Source organism: Rossellomorea sp. YZS02 (genome assembly GCF_033963925.1).
In the GTDB taxonomy this organism is placed as follows: domain Bacteria; phylum Bacillota; class Bacilli; order Bacillales; family Bacillaceae_B; genus Rossellomorea.
The window spans coordinates 111,427-126,307 of record NZ_JAXBLY010000007.1 but is presented as its reverse complement, the minus strand read 5'-3'; the positions used below and the strand labels follow the sequence as shown (position 1 = coordinate 126,307).

The 14,881-nt window shown below is 41.2% G+C and carries 15 protein-coding genes; 9 read left to right on the top strand and 6 right to left on the bottom strand.

The genetic code is table 11. The annotated features are described in order from the left end of the window. Positions 1–132 precede the first annotated feature (132 nt). A complete protein-coding gene (locus SLH55_RS09075) occupies positions 133–579 on the bottom strand; it encodes a DUF2062 domain-containing protein (RefSeq protein ID WP_219168724.1) in 447 nt (148 codons plus the stop codon). A gap of 209 nt (positions 580–788) precedes the next feature. On the opposite strand from SLH55_RS09075, the gene pssA reads away from it, so the two are divergent. Beyond that, positions 789–1,463 carry a CDP-diacylglycerol--serine O-phosphatidyltransferase gene (gene pssA, locus SLH55_RS09070; protein ID WP_219168723.1) on the top strand — a complete coding sequence of 225 codons (675 nt, stop codon included), beginning with the start codon at positions 789–791 and terminating at the stop codon, positions 1,461–1,463. Positions 1,464–1,712: 249 nt separating this feature from the next. On the opposite strand, the gene SLH55_RS09065 is transcribed toward pssA, so the two are convergent. From SLH55_RS09065 to SLH55_RS09055, 3 genes are all read right to left on the bottom strand, one after another. Further along, positions 1,713–2,480 carry a nucleotidyltransferase domain-containing protein gene (locus SLH55_RS09065; RefSeq protein ID WP_320323296.1) on the bottom strand — a complete coding sequence of 256 codons (768 nt, stop codon included), beginning with the start codon at positions 2,478–2,480 and terminating at the stop codon, positions 1,713–1,715. A 324-nt stretch (positions 2,481–2,804) separates the two neighbouring features. Beyond that, a complete protein-coding gene (locus SLH55_RS09060; RefSeq protein ID WP_219168722.1) occupies positions 2,805–3,989 on the bottom strand; it encodes a chromate transporter in 1,185 nt (394 codons plus the stop codon). Between the two features lie 15 nt (positions 3,990–4,004). Further along, positions 4,005–4,310 carry a PadR family transcriptional regulator gene (locus SLH55_RS09055; RefSeq protein ID WP_320323259.1) on the bottom strand — a complete coding sequence of 102 codons (306 nt, stop codon included), beginning with the start codon at positions 4,308–4,310 and terminating at the stop codon, positions 4,005–4,007. A 215-nt stretch (positions 4,311–4,525) separates the two neighbouring features. Between SLH55_RS09055 and SLH55_RS09050 the strand changes: the two genes are divergently transcribed. The 3 genes from SLH55_RS09050 (at position 4,526) to SLH55_RS09040 (ending at position 8,207) form a co-directional block, all read left to right on the top strand. Further along, on the top strand, positions 4,526–5,998 hold the full coding sequence (locus tag SLH55_RS09050; RefSeq protein WP_320323258.1) for a hypothetical protein: 1,473 nt from the start codon (positions 4,526–4,528) through the stop codon (positions 5,996–5,998). A gap of 248 nt (positions 5,999–6,246) precedes the next feature. Next, the gene (locus SLH55_RS09045; protein WP_320323257.1) at positions 6,247–7,296 is read left to right on the top strand and encodes a M14 family metallopeptidase; all 1,050 of its coding nucleotides are present in this window, start codon (positions 6,247–6,249) and stop codon (positions 7,294–7,296) included. Between the two features lie 143 nt (positions 7,297–7,439). Beyond that, a complete protein-coding gene (locus tag SLH55_RS09040; protein WP_320323256.1) occupies positions 7,440–8,207 on the top strand; it encodes an alpha/beta hydrolase in 768 nt (255 codons plus the stop codon). A 30-nt stretch (positions 8,208–8,237) separates the two neighbouring features. Here SLH55_RS09040 and SLH55_RS09035 read toward each other — a convergent pair whose 3' ends face one another. Continuing rightward, a complete protein-coding gene (locus tag SLH55_RS09035; RefSeq protein WP_219168718.1) occupies positions 8,238–8,654 on the bottom strand; it encodes a universal stress protein in 417 nt (138 codons plus the stop codon). A gap of 269 nt (positions 8,655–8,923) precedes the next feature. On the opposite strand from SLH55_RS09035, the gene SLH55_RS09030 reads away from it, so the two are divergent. Further along, a complete protein-coding gene (locus SLH55_RS09030) occupies positions 8,924–10,405 on the top strand; it encodes a SulP family inorganic anion transporter (protein ID WP_219168717.1) in 1,482 nt (493 codons plus the stop codon). Positions 10,406–10,490: 85 nt separating this feature from the next. Here SLH55_RS09030 and SLH55_RS09025 read toward each other — a convergent pair whose 3' ends face one another. Continuing rightward, a complete protein-coding gene (locus SLH55_RS09025) occupies positions 10,491–12,122 on the bottom strand; it encodes a M4 family metallopeptidase (protein WP_320323255.1) in 1,632 nt (543 codons plus the stop codon). 284 nt (positions 12,123–12,406) lie between these two features. On the opposite strand from SLH55_RS09025, the gene SLH55_RS09020 reads away from it, so the two are divergent. From SLH55_RS09020 to SLH55_RS09005, 4 genes are all read left to right on the top strand, one after another. After that, positions 12,407–13,105, top strand: coding sequence for a Type 1 glutamine amidotransferase-like domain-containing protein (locus tag SLH55_RS09020; RefSeq protein WP_320323254.1), 699 nt, complete (start codon positions 12,407–12,409; stop codon positions 13,103–13,105). A 47-nt stretch (positions 13,106–13,152) separates the two neighbouring features. After that, positions 13,153–13,893: a class I SAM-dependent methyltransferase gene (locus SLH55_RS09015; protein ID WP_320323253.1), complete on the top strand. Its 741-nt coding sequence runs from the start codon at positions 13,153–13,155 to the stop codon at positions 13,891–13,893. A 183-nt stretch (positions 13,894–14,076) separates the two neighbouring features. Further along, positions 14,077–14,199 carry a hypothetical protein gene (locus SLH55_RS09010; RefSeq protein ID WP_257475115.1) on the top strand — a complete coding sequence of 41 codons (123 nt, stop codon included), beginning with the start codon at positions 14,077–14,079 and terminating at the stop codon, positions 14,197–14,199. A gap of 88 nt (positions 14,200–14,287) precedes the next feature. Next, entirely contained in the window at positions 14,288–14,854 is a 567-nt protein-coding gene (locus SLH55_RS09005; RefSeq protein WP_219168713.1) for a GNAT family N-acetyltransferase, read from the top strand. Positions 14,855–14,881 lie beyond the last annotated feature (27 nt).

The window sequence follows — 14,881 nt, the reverse complement described above, 5'->3', positions numbered from 1 at the left end:
TAACAAAGTGAAAGATGAAATAGTGAAAAAATGGTCATCTGTCGAAAGGTTTTCTATAAGAATATACGGTTAAGAGGGAGGAATGGTTTCAACTATTTAATTGATGTTCAATTAAAAGGGAGAAAGAAATCTTCACACATTCCATTTCCTTTGTACAAATGTAAGCATTGTTACCCTGTATTTTTTCACTGCAGAATTCATGATGAAGTAGATCAGAGTGCCGAAGATAGGGATATTGATTAGCATACCGATAAAAAAGGCTTTCCCAATTTGCAGACCCACTCCTACTACATCACTCGTGGGATCCAATGGGAAGATGAGGTGGCCCATTGCAAGGTTCAGGTAAAAGAAAAAGGGGAATGCCCAAATTAAAGAGACACCACCAACTAATCCAGCGAATGAGTTACCCTTGAATATTTTTGCGCATGCTGTTGAGATGACCGGTCCGATGCCGAAGGATGGAACAAAATTAATCAATAGACCGACTGTGAATCCCAATGCGATACTATGTGCATTGTCCTTTAGACGAAGTAACTTTAATGTGAGGCACTTTAATTCCCGCAGTTTTTTTCTAATCATGTTCAAATCACCAAATATGTTGAAATTTTGTTCTTGTACTCATTTGTAATGGTCTTCTTAGTTTATAGTATGTCTAATTTAATCGAATGTAAATTGGAATTGTACTTTTTTAGGGGATTCATTGGATTTTTTTCACGATTTTCTTTATGAGTATAAATAAAGTGGTATTCTAGTAATAGTAGAATCTTTGACAGAGTGAGGACTGAAAAATGAAACTAACCAAAAAAATCCCCAATATGGTAACCCTGGGGAATTTATACTGTGGATTCTTATCCATTGGATTTGCAGCAAGTGGACAATTTAAAAATGCCGCGGTCTTGATCATTATTGGCATGATGCTTGATAGTATGGATGGAAGACTTGCAAGAATGCTTCATGCAGACAGCGTTCTTGGTAAGGAATTGGATTCTTTGGCTGATATTGTGACCTTTGGTGTTGCGCCATCATTTCTTGTATACTATACATACTTTTTTCAATTTGGATTATTAGGATTCATTGTAGCCGGCCTTTTCCCTTTATTCGGGGCATACCGTCTTGCCAGATTCAATACAAGCCCACCAAAATCGTCCCTGCACTACTTTGTTGGCGTCCCCATTACAGCTGCGGGAGGAATCCTGGCCATTCTGACATTATTCGGCGACTGGATTCCGAATATCGTAACAACGGTCATTTTTACGGCTATGTGTTTTTTAATGGTAAGCAGAATCAGGATCCCGAGTTTGAAGGAAGTCCCGTTGCCTAAGTATGGTACAATCGTGACGATATTCATCGGAGCATTACTATATGTCATTTTTAAGGGTACGTACGAGGAATTCCCATATTTGATTTACATCGCAACCCCGTTATATATAGCTTATTTGGCTTATCGTTTTATCAAAAAATAATACAAAATAAAAGAAAACACAAAACACAAGTAAGTTAAAACCAGAAAAAGCACAGTATTTTACTGTGTTTTTTCTATTACTAAAAAATATTAACTAACAAATATTCTCTAATATATGGGATTTTATGTTGAAGTTAAAATAGAAATTGTGTTGGTTTAAATTGTCTTGTGTAAAGGTATTGGATAACGTTTTGGCTGTCAATTTATCCAATTCATCATAGAAATTTAAATTCATGTCGTCAATTCGCTGTTAGGCGGAGGAAGTTCTGAAAGCAGCCAATGCAGTTAAAGCCTTCTCGATATAACTATATGCTTCTTCTGCAATCACCAGAAATTCTTCAACATCTACATTACTATCCAAGTAACACGAATACAGATAGTCAACTAAAGCTGAATCAATATTGCAATAATCTGATATGGCACTCTTCATCTTAGTAATGTCATCTTGCCAAACCCCTGTATCTTCTAAAACCAAAGAGTATAATGCACGAATTAATTTCTTTGAGTAACCTTTGGTATATCTAGATTTCAGTGTGTCATCATTGGCATTAGATAGAAAACCGCGAACGCGATCCACTGCCTCGTGAGTGTCTGAATTCAAGTCTAATATGAACTCAGGTGAAATAAGAATAGGCGGTACTTCTTCGCCAATATCAGTACCATGTATACAAACACAGATTATCTTGATCCAAAATCCCCATTCATTGGGCTTACTTCTTACATCATCAAGTGAACAAATAACCGTATCAACCTTAGTTACGAATCGATATTTTTGTAAAATCTGGTCCTTCAGACAAGATACTCTATCATAATCTATATCTTCTGGTCTTTCACATACTATTGTAAAATCTGCATCAGACTTAAATGGCTTAGCAGTACCTTTAGGAATTGAGCCACACATATAAATACTGTGAATCTTCCCACTGAACTCTGAAAGCAAGCTAGCTGTATACTCCTCTACAAAAGTCTTGTACTCACTCTGAATATTGATCTTCTTTATAACCTTCTCCAAAACCATATCTGGTCTCCTTTTATCTTCTAAAATCATTTTATCTCCCCCTGTTTAAAAGTATATCATTTTACAAATTTTTCTCTTATTGCTTTTTTCACTATCCTGCTTGGTTAGTTTAAGAACATCATTTCACGATCTATTATTGTGCTAATATAAATTAAAGGCCAATAAAAAAAGAGACACCAATTCATATGGAGAATTGTGTCTCTAAAATGTGTTCTAATTACTATTTTGTACTCCAAAACCGAACACGTTAGAGAAAGTTCCCGGTTCTTTTATTTCTTTTAGCCTCTACCATGTGTATTCCAAATGATTGAAACACAGCGCACGTTACATCAACTCCAATATTAATCCGCCAAGTGCACCTGAAATGACGACAATCCATGGAGGAAGCTTCCAATAGACCAACATACTGAATAAAATCGCTGCGAGAGCAAAATCAGTCGGTGCCAGGATGGAAGAAGTCCAAATAGGATGGTAAAACGCGGCTATCAGAATTCCTACCACGGAAGCGTTGACTCCCATCAATGCCCCTTTGATCTTGGGATTCCGTCTAAGGGTGTCCCAGAAGGGCAATGCACCGGTGATGAGAAGGAAGGCGGGAAGGAATATTGCGACTGTTGCCAGTAATCCGCCTTTCCAGCCATTTATCACCGCACCAATATAGGCGGCGAATGTAAATAAGGGGCCGGGGACTGCCTGAGCTGCGCCATAGCCTGCAAGAAACTGTTCTTCTGTTAACCATCCTGTCGGAACAAACTCCCTTTCAAGAAGAGGGAGAACAACATGGCCACCGCCAAATACCAAGGCTCCGGATCGATAGAAACTATCGAAGAGCGCAACCCATTCCAATGAACTTATCTCTCTCAGAAAGGGAAGAACGATCAGTAATGATAAAAAGGCGGATAAGGAGATGACCGCAGTCTTTCGGGAAATCGGAAACTCCATTCGTACTTCATCATCTGCTGACTCGTTCTTATATAGTAGAAACCCTATGAGTGCAGATAGACAAATCACCACAACTTGTGAAATGACGGTTTGCCACATCAATAGAATCACTAAAGCAAGGAGGGCGATGGTCTTCCTCTTTAAGTCCGGAGTCAATTTAGCGGCCATCCCTAAAATCGCATGAGCCACCACTGCAACTGCTACAATCTTCAAACCATGTATCCATCCCATATTGGATACGTCACTTCCGACGAGAAGGATGGCAAACAGGATCAGGGCAATGACCGAGGGAAGTGTGAATCCCAAAAAGGAGACCATTCCACCAAGGATGCCGGCACGCATAATACCGATGCCCATCCCAACCTGACTGCTTGCAGGGCCCGGGAGAAACTGACATAATGCGACGAGATCGGCATAGCTTTTTTCATCCATCCACTTTCTCCTGCGTACATACTCTTCATGGAAGTAACCAAGGTGGGCAACCGGCCCCCCAAAAGATGTAAAACCCAATTTCGTTGAAATGAAAAGGATCTCTATTAATGTTTTAATTCTACTTGCTGTGTTCAATACTCATTCACCCACTTATTTTATTTCTTTAAAAAGCTCAAATGCTTTGCTCCTGGCTTCAATCAAAACCTCATTCCCTTTAGGAGTGGTTGTATAATATTTTCTGATTTTACCTTCGACATTTTTGTTTTCTTTCAGTAGCAATCCATCCTGCTCCATCGAATGAAGGATGGGATATAATGTACCCGAACTGATGCTGTACCCATGTTCTTTCAGTTCATCGAGCATCCATGTGCCATATATAGGCTCTTCTTTCGCATGGTGAAGAATGTGTATTTGAATGAATCCGAGGAATAATTTCCGCAAGACTCTTTCTTCCATAAAGACCCTCCTTTTTTATCGGAAATCAATATCGGTTTTCGATATCGGTTGTGTATATAGAACTTAGCATGTTTCCTTCTATATTGAAAGAGAAAGTTGGGTGATGTACTTTTCTCCTGTTAGTGCTTTTTACACAATTTAGAAATGTGAGTCATATCTTTTTATCCCCACCGATATACTTTACATGTTTATCACATTGGAAAAGGAGAGAGGGTATGATCAAAAAGATTAGTATGACCGTTTTGGCTTTGTTTCTATTACTGCCATCCTGGAGTCAGGCGGGTTCCTGGACTGAAGACCCTTCAGGGGTGCCGGGTCAGTGGTATGTTGGCACGAGTCCATCATATGTGGCACCAGCCAAGCAGCCGATTCTATTTGTTCACGGTTTGAACAGCTCTTCCAATACTTGGTGGAATGAAAACAATATGTATGAAACCGCTTATCAAAACGGTTATGAAACCGCTTTTATCGATTTGTATCCAACAAAGAATATGTGGGACAACGGCGCACTGCTCTCTCAGAAGATCCGTGACATATACAATTATTACGGAGAAAAAGTGGTGGTCGTGGCTCATAGTAAAGGAGGCATCGACACTCAGTCAGCCCTTGTTCACTATGGCGCCTACCCGTACGTTTCAAGGGTCATCACCCTCTCGACGCCTCATTACGGATCTCAGCTGGCAGATCTCGCATATAGCAGCTGGGCAGGTTGGCTTGCCGGCATCCTTGGCAGCAAGAATGATGCCACCTACTCATTGCAAACAGGATATATGAGCTACTTTCGGTCTGAAACGGATCAGAATGCCAATGTAAGTAAGGTTCCATTCTATACGTTTGGTGGAACGAAGTGGGGAAGCTTTGGAAGTTCCCTATATTGGGGGGGATTATACCTCTCCGGATATGGAAGTAATGATGGGGCGGTTACAGTCAATAGCTCAAGACTCCCTTACGCAACGGAATTGAAGGTGGGGGGATGGAATCACTACAGCATTAAAGAAGGTTCGTCGACCTTTAATTTATTTAAGGATTACTTGAACGAAACAACAATCAATTCCTCGAAAGCGTTGACTCAACGTGCATCCTTCAATAATGAGGCAGACTCATATTTCAGGGGCGGGGAATACAGTGGGAAAACTCAAGAGAAAATCCAAGTGGAAGAGGGTGCAAGTTCGGTCACTTTTGACTGGATGAGCAACAATCCTTCCTCCCGTTTGATTCTGAAAGATCCAGAGAATAAAATTTATTCTTCTTTTAATGTAAGTAAGGATGAAAGTGATTATTTTAACGGAGCCTATCATCATACACTTACGATTAAAACTCCGCCTCCGGGGGAATGGACTCTTGAATCTGACTCTCAAAGCCTGGATAAATATTTATTGAATGTTTCTTTTGATAGTATGATGAATGATGCTGTGAGCGTAAGTATGGATCAGGGCCAAATCAGTTTGAAGAAGAAGGATCGTGATGTGAGCATTCAAGAAGATATGACAATTGAATTTTATAAGAATGGTAAGATAAAAGAAAGTAAAATTAAGCCAAAGAAAGGGTTATTAAAACTGCCGTCACTTGGAGAAGGCGTCTATAATGTGACGATTGATATAACAGGGAAAAAGGGGAAGAATACATTCAATCGAACACTGGTCAAGACAGTTTATGTGAATGATAAAGGACGTGTTTTTGGTCAATAAGAGAACATAAGGTTTGATGAGGAGCTGATCATTACGGCTTCTCTTTTTTTGAGGAATTCACCTGATTAAATAGTCTCGATTCAATAGTTAGACAAAAATCAGCATTTCTCGATTTATTCTAGGGATTAATATCCACCCGTTATTCCGTAAGTCAGTTCGAATGTTTCATTTTGAAGAACTGAAAAGGGATTCAAACCTTTTACATCAAAGTATATCAGGGAGACGAAATATATGAGGAGGAATACATAGTGAAGAAGAAATTAATGATTGGAACTCTTTCAAGTGCTCTTTTAGCTTCAGGAATCGCCTTTTCGACCCCAGGCGTGAACGTTTTGGCAGATGGACCGGATTACAAGGGGAATGAGACCATTAAGAACGAGCGTCTCCATAATTATGAAGAAATGGTGAGCATGCTTCAACATCTTGATCAGAAATCAGATGCTCTAAGTTTAGAAGTTTACGGTCAGTCTGTTAAAGGAAGAGACCTTTATCTTGCGAAATTCGGACACAATGAAGAAAACCCCACTGTTCTTTATTTGACGCAGCAGCATGGGAATGAAGCCTTAACGACTGAAGGAGCACTTCAATTCATCAAGCATCTTACTTCGAACTCTAAAGAAGTGAAAGAAATGCTTGAGAACGTGAACATACTCGTTGCTCCACGCTTGAATGTCGATGGCGCAGAAGGAGACGTTGATTTCTCACTGGATGATTATGTGGCAGGAACTCATACAAGATACAATGCGAATGAAGTGGACTTGAATCGCGATCATGTGGATCGAAATCAGCCAGAAACGAAGGCCCTTCATGAAAACGTACTTCAGAAATATAAGCCTGACTATATGATTGATCTTCATCATCAAGGGGCAGAAACCACTCTTGGTGATACGGATGAACTTGTCTCAGGTTCAATTTTATACCCAACCAATGAGAATGTAGATCCGGAAGTAGTTGAAAAATCAAAGCAGCTTGGTGCTGTCCTGTACAACACAGTTGAGGCCCGCGGATTCGGTACCCTGTCAAAATACATCGGCGGCTCAGCTCCTACAATAAGCCGGAATGGTCTTGCCGTTGAATATGGGATTGCAACACTTCTATTTGAAATGAGGGGGATGGCCGATCACTATAGAGAAGATTATGTCCTTGGACAAAAGAGCAATGGATATCTCATAAAGCAAGCAGTGATAAGTTTGGACGCAACGGCAAAGGCGATTGCTGATGGTTCCATTGAAGAAGCGGATACATCATTCTGGGATACACTGCCGGAGAGTTCTTATAATAGAAGCGAAAGCGAATGAAGCTGAGTGTAAAGGTGCATTTCCTTAAAGGATGTGCACCTTTTTACCTCTTCAGTATATATGAAATTTTCTCTAGCAACTAAAGCCTTTCCAACACTTTTCATGCTACACTAAACATAAAAAACCTTGGAGGAACCAACCTGATGTATGAGCATTTTGAAGTCACTATGACCCCTTTGAATCGAAAAAGGACCGTTCGCGTTTATTTACCGGAAGATTATCATGAAACGGCAGCAAGGTACCCGGTACTGTATATGCATGATGGACAAAATCTTTACATTGATGAAGATGCAGGGTACGGGATGGCATGGAGAATTGGTGAATATATTGAAAAAGAAAAGCTGGATCTCATCGTGGTGGGAATCGACTGCAATGAAGGATTAAACAGGCTGGATGAATACGGTCCCTGGAAAAGCACGGCGATGACGGATGTATTTACTACCGATCGGACGTCGATTGGTGGAGAGGGTAAAGAATATATAGAATTCATTGTAAATGAGTTAAAGCCCATGATGGATGAAAAATATCGAACCCATCCTGAACAAACCAGCATGGCAGGTAGTTCAATGGGTGGACTGATCACTACATATGCTGCATGTAAATACCCTCATATTTTCAGAAGAGTCGCTTCTATTTCAACTGCATTTTGGTTCAATCAAAATGAAATCGAAGACTTTATTAATGAAAGCGATCTATCAACAGTAGAACGTTTTTACATGGATATTGGAACAAAGGAAAATACAGAAAGCATCGATGATTTGACCTATATTGATTCAAGCAGGGACGTCTATAGAATACTTAAGGATAAAGTTCAGGACTGCCGTTTTGAAATTGTTGAGGGGGCAGTACATAACGAAAATGCATGGAGAGAAAGAGTTCCGATGATCTTTGATTATTTGTTCAAGGGTTAAAAAAAGACTTCCCTTACGGAAGTCTTTTTACTACTTTACGATCATAACGGGACATTTTGCCCTTTTGGCCACTTTATGGCTGACACTTCCAAGTACCATTTCCTGAAAGGTGTTCAATCCCCGGCTACCAATGACCACTGCGTCAAATTCATGTTTATTCGCATACTCAACGATGGACGGTCCCGGTTCCCCATGCAGGAAGATGATTTCATAGAGTATCCCCTGATGTTTCGCTTTTTGTTCAAGAATTTGAAGCTTTTGCTTCCGCTTGTCACCTGCATCAAATCCCCAAGACTTAAGAACATCCTCTTTTGATTGTTTCCCATCTATGACATATACGATATCGATCTTGGAGCCTTCATGGCAAGCAGCGAGAGCAATTGCCTTCTCTCCTGCCCTTAATGAATGTTCGGACCCGTCTGTTGCGAGTAGAATATTTTTGAACATTACAATCTCCCTCATTTCATGAAAGCGTTTAGTATTTAGTTCTAGTTTATTCTCCATATTCCTCTAATGAACTGAAGATATTTTTTACAAGTTATTGAAATAGGGTAGAAATAAGGCGTAAATTGACGTAATAGAAAGGAAACATTTGATGTTTGCGCTTTCTTTGAGGTTTCACAAATGCAAACATCCATTATATAATGTGCCTTGTGTTAAACGGCCCCGACTTTCATGAGAGTTGAAAGTCATAATATAATTGAAAGAGGTGCATTATGAATATTAGTGAAAAAATAAAATATGAATGGTTTGGAAATGTGAAAGGGGATATCCTTTCAGGGTTGGTCGTTGCCATGGCTTTGATTCCTGAGGCCATTGCCTTTTCCATTATTGCAGGGGTAGATCCGATGATCGGGTTATACGCTTCATTCTGTATTGCTGTAGTCATTGCGTTTGTAGGTGGACGTCCGGGTATGATCTCTGCTGCAACCGGTGCAACTGCTTTGTTGATGACGACTCTTGTGGCTGATCATGGGTTACAATATCTGCTTGCAGCAACGATATTGACAGGTGTGATCCAGATTATCATGGGTGTCCTCAAGTTAGGGCGGTTGATGAAATTTGTGCCACGTTCTGTCATGGTAGGATTCGTGAACGCCTTAGCCATCCTGATTTTCTCTGCCCAATTACCGCATTTCGTTGGCGAAACCTGGGTGATGTATGCCATGGTTGCCGGGGCACTTGCTATTATCTATATTTTGCCTCGCTTCACCAAAGCTGTGCCTTCTGCGCTGGTTGCAATTATTGCCGTGACAGTCTTCGCGGTGCTGACCGGGAGTGGAGTGCGGACTGTCGGGGATATGGGTGAATTAACCCAGACTCTGCCACTATTTCTGATCCCTGACATTCCTTTCACATTTGAAACTTTGCAAATCATTTTCCCTTATTCATTATCGATCGCGATTGTCGGTTTGGTAGAATCACTTCTGACTGCCTCTATCGTAGACGATATGACGGATACGACAAGTGATAAGAATAAAGAAGCAAGAGGCCAGGGGATTGCCAATATCGTTTCCGGGTTCTTTGGGGGGATGGCTGGCTGTGCGATGATTGGACAATCAGTTATCAACGTGAAATCGGGGGGGAGAGGAAGACTTTCCGCTCTAGTCGCGGGGGTATTCCTGATGGTCCTGATACTCGTATTGAATGATTTCCTTGTTCAGATTCCGATGGCTGCCCTGGTTGGTGTCATGTTCATGGTATCGATCGGGACATTTGATTGGTCATCTTTAAAGAACCTGCACAAAACCCCATTCACCGATACACTCGTTATGTTAGTAACAGTTGGAACCGTATTAATGACACATGACTTGTCCAAAGGTGTACTGGTAGGAATTATTTTAAGTGCCGTATTCTTTGCTTCTAAAATATCTAAAGTCAACATTACGACGATGGCTTCAGGTGAAACACACAAAAAGGTATATCGGGTTTCCGGTCAATTATTCTTTGCTTCTGTTACCGAGTTCGTAGAAAGCTTTGATTTTACAGAGGATATCAAAGAAGTGACATTAGATTTGACTCATGCTCATCTCTGGGATGATTCAGCGGTTGGCGCGATCGATAAAATTATGATCAAATACCATCAGAATGGTGTGAAAGTCAATCTAATAGGATTGAATACTGAAAGTAATAAATTAATTGATAAGCTGGCTGTCCACAAGAAGCCGGGTGGAATGGATAAAGCAGCAAATCACTAAATAAAAGCAGTAAAGTCCTTGATCAAAATGATCAAGGACTTTTTTTATGGAAGCATTATTGATTGAATCTCTGCTTGGAAAATATTTAATTGATACCGACTGCGTCAAAGGAAAGGTTCACAGCATTCACTTCCGGAGAAGCGGCGCCATATAAATCCGCTGCTGATTGTACCGCTGCTGCTCTAGCTTGACTGAAAGTGGAGGAGGCAGTCAGATACACCGTATTCATGCGATAATAGATATCACCAAGTTTCTCACGTCCAATTCCCGGGACGGTCACACCATAATGAGTACCCCCTTCACTCAATAAATATGCCTGCTTATTGATGATACCGCTGTTTGTATGAACCCCGCCGTTGTCTGAGGTCCCTGTGTAACGTTTGGAATAATGATCAGGGTCCCCATATTTCGCCGGGTTGCTCATAGAGCGAAGAGCATCTCCGGAAGTGCCTGGAGTATAAATATCTTCCCCAATTTCGAAATCAGGATTAGACCCATTCTCATATTCGACCAACGTACCAAAAATATCTGAGATCGCTTCATTCAATGCCCCTGATTCATTCTGATAAACGAGGTCTGAAGAGAAATCAGTAACAGCATGTGTGAGCTCATGGGCCACGACGTCGATCCCACCTGAGAGCGGAACAAAGGTAGTGCCATCACCGTCACCATATACCATCTGTGAACCGTTCCAGAAGGCGTTGTTGTATCCGCTGCTGTAATGAACGGATGAAACTAATTTAGCACCTTGATTATCGTAGGAATTGCGATTGAAATGTTCTTTATAATAATCATACGTGACCCCTGCAAAATAATGTGCGTCAACAGCAGGTGCATCGTACGTGGCATTCAACACATTATCGCTATCCGACCAAAGGGTGCCCGGTAAGAAAAATTGCGGAAAGAAAGTACGGTTATTCATGTTGTATGTAAAAATACCAGATCCCCTAGTATTATCCTGTAGATAGTACTTTCCGCTTGAAAGAGTCGTATTTAGGGGTTTTGAATCTCCCAGGACACCTTTCCCGGTCCCTACTTGATTCGTCCCGCTGACTTCATGCATGTCATTATATTTATTCAGGATATTGCCGGTTTCGGCGTCTATAAAGTAATTCCAGTTACCCGGAGACGGCTCTAGGTAATTTAAATTAATAAAGTATGCCAATGAAGCCTTGTCACCATCAGCATAAACGACTAACTCCGGTTTCGCTTCTTTTTCTAATCTTGGATTTTGTCTTAGATCCTCCTTAGCAAGCTTTAATGCCTTCTTCGCGTTTATTTTCTTTTTTGAGGATGACATTTTTTCTTCAAGGTCTGCCACCATTGAACCGGAAAATGCCTGGAGAACCCCATTATCCTGCACGACTGCTGACTGAGTTGATCCCCAAACAGGAATATCCTGATACGTTTGTTGAATGCGGACGACTGTATTTTCCAAGCTGTCTTTTTCAACAGAAAGTACCTTGAACTGCTCAACCGCTTTTTTGTTTGAAAGCTTGAATGCAGATTTGTTTTGTTCCACGAAAGAAAGGACAATAGCTTCCGCATCTTTTCCAGAAGGAGCGGATAATAGGCCAGACACAAATTCAGGTGTGCCTGCTTTTTTGTTCATCTGGAAATGAGCATTGTTAGACGGAGCAGCAAGGGCACCTGAAGCCAACATCCCCGAAAGAATTCCGACGGATAGTCCCATACTTACGATCTTTTTCTTTTTCATTTCAATTCCTCCTCTTTTATCTAATAATTCAGTCAACTTAAGAGTATCACAAGAAAGTAGAGGGCGGTATTGAGAAAATGCGGGACTATTTTCAGGTATAAATCGCCCAAAAATCAGACAAACCAAGAAAATTTTCATGAAGGAACCGTCTTTTTTTAAACAGAGAGGGACGGACCTCCAGTTTTAGAAGATATATTCGTTTGAACACTATTTATTGCTATAATTAACATTATTAGGGATTGGCTTTTGGAAGTCCGTCCCTCCAATTGGAAGGGGGAAATGAGTTGAGTGTATTGTATCTTTCAGGTGGTGGGGGTAAAGAGCAGACACGGGAGATCGATCGGGTGTTCGCAGGTGAATTGGACGGAGGAAAGCCGTTGCTATATCTTCCGATAGCGATGGATCCCACTAAAATTTCATACAAGGATTGCTATCAATGGGTGCATAGTGTATTCGCACCGTTCGGAATAACTGACATAACGATGTGGGGGGATCTAAGAGGGAAGTCACTCAAGGACCTTAAGGAGTTTTCAGGTGTCTATATAGGCGGTGGAAATACGTTCAACTTGATGCATTCCATTCTTCAGGAAGGATTTCACACTTTATTGACCGCCTTCAAAGAGGGAGGTGGACTGATTTATGGTGGGAGTGCCGGTGCCATTGTAATGGGAAGTGATATCTCAACGTGTGAACATATGGATGAAAATGCAGTTCTCTTGAAGGGCAGAAGAGGTTTATCTTATCTGGATGATTATTCTATATGGTGTCACTATGGTGGCGAACAGGAGCCTCTGATTCATCGGTTCATAAATACATATCGTAAACCTGTCATAGCCCTGAGTGAAGAGACTGGCTTACGAGTTGAGAATGGCAGAATCAAAGTGTTGGGTACTCAACCTGCCTTTGTTTTTGATTCAACCATGAACAAGGAAGCGTTCGAGCCGGGTGGTGATTTCCTCCTCGCTGTAAACCTTCCTGATTAAGATCTGTTGTGTTTCAGAAACGATCAGTAGAGAAAGAAGGATGAAAAATGAAACAAAACATTTATAATGATCCCGTATTTTTTGAAGGGTATATGAATCTGCGGGATTCAGGGCGAACATATAATGATTTTCTTGAACAGCCTGCCATGAAAGAAGAACTTCAGGACCTATCGGGAAAACGAATAATGGATCTCGGATGCGGGACAGGAGGTTTATCGAAATACTGTATTGAAAAAGGAGCATCTTCTGTCGTCGGGGTGGATATTTCTCAAAACATGATATCACGAGCATTAAAAGATCATCCAGATAAAAAGATAACATACGTATGCAGCCCCATAGAGGATCTGTCATTTACGGGAGAGCCCTTTGAATTGATTGTTAGCTCATTGGCACTTCATTATATCGAAGACTACGAATCACTCATTCAGAAGCTCGCCACTTTTTTGGTACGGGGTGGAAGGTTGGTATACTCTATAGAGCACCCCATCGTGACTGCCCGTAAAGACATGAAGAATTGGTGGGAAGATGCTGATGGGGAACGGCTGCACTGGGCACTTGATCACTACCGGCATGAAGGGAAACGGGAGCAGCATTGGTATGTGGACGGTGTGATCAAGTACCACCGCACGATACCAACGTTGGTAAATGGTTTGATACAACAGGGGTTTACATTGGAAAAACTGCTTGAGCCCCTGCCGACTCCTGAAGGCATTGAATTGATGCCTGGTTTAAAAAATGAAGAAAGAAGGCCATCGTTTCTTATCGTGAGTGCCCATAAGAACAGTTGAATAAATAGAAGAAATAAATGAATCCATCATTGAATAGACCAATATAGAGTATTGACAGGAAGAGAACCATTCCCTTATAATTTCAATAATTTAAAATATTACCAATTAAGCGTTGAAGAGAAATTCATTGTTATAGAAGTGATGAACAGAGAGCCCTGACGGTGGAAAGGGGACATCACGGTAATGATGATAAAAGGCTCGGAGCTGTGCGTGAAGCTGCTGCAGGCAGCCATTGCAACGGGAACTCCCGTTACAGGGTCCGGATACACGTTATCCGTTAAGGTCGGTATGGTGACATGCCGGTAAACTGAGGTGGTACCACGATACTCTCGTCCTCAAGATTCATTTCTTGAGAGCGGGGGTTTTTATTTTTTTATTAAGGGAGTGTTTAGAAATGAACCCAGTATTACTGGATATACCAACAATGATTGAAACTGAAAGATTAACGTTAAGAATGCCACGTCCTGGAGATGGCAGTACGGTTAATGCTTCAATTAAAGCATCCTTGTCTGAATTACAGCCGTGGCTGGGGTTTGCCCTATGTAACCCGGAGGTGGAAGACACCGAGTCCAACACACGTGAAGCACATGCGAAATTTCTTACTAGAGAAAGTCTGAGATACCTGATATTTTTAAAAAACACCGATGAGTTTGTCGGATCAACTGGATTTCACAACATCGACTGGAGTGTTCCGAAATTTGAAATCGGGTATTGGATCGATACAAAGATGAGTGGCAACGGTTATATGGCAGAGGCAGTCGGAAAATTAACGGAATTTGCATTAACCGAGCTCGGTGGAAAAAGGGTGGAAATAAGATGTGAGTCCACAAATCATAAAAGCAGGGCCGTACCTGAAAGACTCGGATACGAATTGGAAGGGACCCTGAGAAATGAAGATCTTTCCGTTGATGGAAAGCGGTTAACGGATACGTGTGTATATGGGAAGATTGCGGCAGAATAGCAGCGTCCATTCGTTGAGGAAAAATTT

Excerpts from the sequence above, each read along its gene's own strand:
- SLH55_RS09075 (WP_219168724.1), bottom strand. The coding sequence starts at position 579 with ATGATTAGAAAAAAACTGCGGGAATTAAAGTGCCTCACATTAAAGTTA.
- SLH55_RS09015 (WP_320323253.1), top strand. The coding sequence starts at position 13,153 with ATGAAACAAAACATTTATAATGATCCCGTATTTTTTGAAGGGTATATG.
- SLH55_RS09025 (WP_320323255.1), bottom strand. The coding sequence starts at position 12,122 with ATGAAAAAGAAAAAGATCGTAAGTATGGGACTATCCGTCGGAATTCTT.
- SLH55_RS09055 (WP_320323259.1), bottom strand. The coding sequence starts at position 4,310 with ATGGAAGAAAGAGTCTTGCGGAAATTATTCCTCGGATTCATTCAAATA.
- SLH55_RS09050 (WP_320323258.1), top strand. The coding sequence starts at position 4,526 with ATGATCAAAAAGATTAGTATGACCGTTTTGGCTTTGTTTCTATTACTG.
- SLH55_RS09065 (WP_320323296.1), bottom strand. The coding sequence starts at position 2,480 with ATGGTTTTGGAGAAGGTTATAAAGAAGATCAATATTCAGAGTGAGTAC.
- SLH55_RS09005 (WP_219168713.1), top strand. The coding sequence starts at position 14,288 with ATGAACCCAGTATTACTGGATATACCAACAATGATTGAAACTGAAAGA.
- SLH55_RS09040 (WP_320323256.1), top strand. The coding sequence starts at position 7,440 with ATGTATGAGCATTTTGAAGTCACTATGACCCCTTTGAATCGAAAAAGG.
- SLH55_RS09010 (WP_257475115.1), top strand. The coding sequence starts at position 14,077 with ATGATGATAAAAGGCTCGGAGCTGTGCGTGAAGCTGCTGCAGGCAGCC.
- SLH55_RS09030 (WP_219168717.1), top strand. The coding sequence starts at position 8,924 with ATGAATATTAGTGAAAAAATAAAATATGAATGGTTTGGAAATGTGAAA.
- SLH55_RS09035 (WP_219168718.1), bottom strand. The coding sequence starts at position 8,654 with ATGTTCAAAAATATTCTACTCGCAACAGACGGGTCCGAACATTCATTA.
- pssA (WP_219168723.1), top strand. The coding sequence starts at position 789 with ATGAAACTAACCAAAAAAATCCCCAATATGGTAACCCTGGGGAATTTA.